Origin of the sequence: Gilliamella sp. B3817 (assembly GCF_026536705.1) — a bacterium.
In the GTDB taxonomy this organism is placed as follows: Bacteria; Pseudomonadota; Gammaproteobacteria; order Enterobacterales; family Orbaceae; genus Gilliamella; species Gilliamella apicola_I.
In genome coordinates this window covers 1-1992 of the sequence record NZ_JAFNNV010000022.1, presented here as the reverse complement: position 1 = coordinate 1992, position 1992 = coordinate 1, and the positions used below count along the sequence as shown (strand labels likewise).

General features: G+C 38.0%; 1 protein-coding gene. It reads right to left on the bottom strand.

From position 1 onward, the window contains the following. The coding region (locus J3U36_RS11310; RefSeq protein WP_267385927.1) for an MSCRAMM family protein at window positions 1-1992 on the bottom strand (1992 nt) is incomplete at both ends.

Sequence of the window (1992 nt, the reverse complement as noted above, 5' to 3'; positions counted from 1 at the left end):
ATCAATTTTAAGCACATAATCATGTCGGCTTAAACCTGACACTTCAAACAGACCGGTTTGATCATCAACCTTAATCTCCTGCTCCTCAAATCCTGATTTTGCCGATGTTAACACCAGTTTCGGCGTAATTGGCGTACTTAATGCGCCAAAGGCAATATCGTTTGCGCTGTATTTTCCGTCGTTATCGGCATCGATCACCACATAACCTTTGATAACCGCACTGCCGTGATAACCTATTTCTATTCCGTTAACTAATGACTTATTATCAGCAACATTCACTTTGAGTGATAAGTTAGGTGACCCGGCTTTAACTGCACCTTGACCTATATCCGTATAGCTCAATTGGTAACCATCCCAGTCAGCCACACTTTGCGAACTGTCTGCCGTGATAATCCAATCGCCTTCCGATACGTTGCCCGCCTCAAAGTTACCTTTACTGTCAGTGGTCACTTGTTTCGTAATTGTGCTACCCGTTTTAGTCAGAGTTAATGCTAAACCGGATAAATCCGCATCAATCGCTGAGTGGGTTCGGCTGTTGTCTATATCAATGCTGACATGACCTTTGATCATGGCAATATATTTATACGCTGAACTTTTGTCTAACTCATTTTGTTTTAACGTTTTAAACTCAAAGCTATCACTATTTCCGGCTATGACACTGTCCGCAATTAATTCCGTTCCTTCCGGTGTGCTAACCTTAATTTGATAGTTACCGCCTTTCGGTAATTTTTCAAACTGATAGTGACCTGAAGTGTCGGTATTAACCTTTTTAAGCTCGACATAATCCGTTGCACCCGGTGCCTGATAATTAAGGGTCACATTAATGCCATTAAGCCCTTCATCACCCTGTCTGTCTTTGCTGTCATTTTCATCAACCCAGACATAACCATCGATTTTTAATTTTCCTACCAACAGATAATTGTTATCCAGTGAACCTTTTTTTGGTAAATTCGCAACCGGAATAACAATATGTTTCGGATCGTTACCTGCTGAGCTTTGTTTAAACTCATGGTCGGCATTAGCGTCTAATTTCAGTACCACAGAATAGTTAGCATTATCACCAAACACCAGATTAGAGAAATGATACTCACCATCTACGGTTTGTTGGGTCATTAATAGCTTACCAGTTCCATCTAAACCGTCACGTAGCTCAACGGTATACGTGATCGCACTATCAAGTAAATAGGCAAACTCATTTAACTGATTAAAATCGGTATTATTATCGGCATAATCAACATAGATTTTACCACCAATACCTTCATCACTCGCTTGTTTAAAATAGAAATTATTGTCTTTTATACCCACATTAGTTAAATCTAGACCAGATAAAGTATCAATTGGTTGAGTGGTACCTTTACTGTTTTTAACTAATGAATAACCATCTGGTGAAGCGACAATATTAATGCTGTACTTCCCTTGGGATAGATTATAGAAGTGGTATTCACCTTTATCATTGGTATACTGACGTGCAATCTCGTTATTGTTTGCATCACGTAAACCAATTAAAACTTGAGTAATTGGCTCAACTGGATCGCTACCATTTAACAAGGTTTTTCCAGAAATTCCGCTGTTGATTGCATAACTACTGTTTATACCAGCTGACGGTGAACTATTTGAACTTCCTGCCAATAAGAAGTATTGGTTTTGAACTGTCTTTCCAACATCTTCAAAGTGAATCGGTTTTAAATTGATATTTGTGTTACCCTCTGCATTAGCAATAACACCAAAACCTTTTGTGGGTTCAATTTCTACAATATAATCAGTATTTAAATCAATACCACTAAAACTATAGTAACCTTTTGCATTCGTTTTTACTTCACGATAAAACGTACGATTGGAACCATCAAATTTATATAATTTGACGTTTATATCCGGTATCGCCATGTCCCCTGTTTTATTAACATAATTTTCTAGTGTGCCATTATTGTTAATATCAACCATTACATGACCGGTGATCGCCGCATCGCCGTTTTTCTTGTAAATAAAATCTAA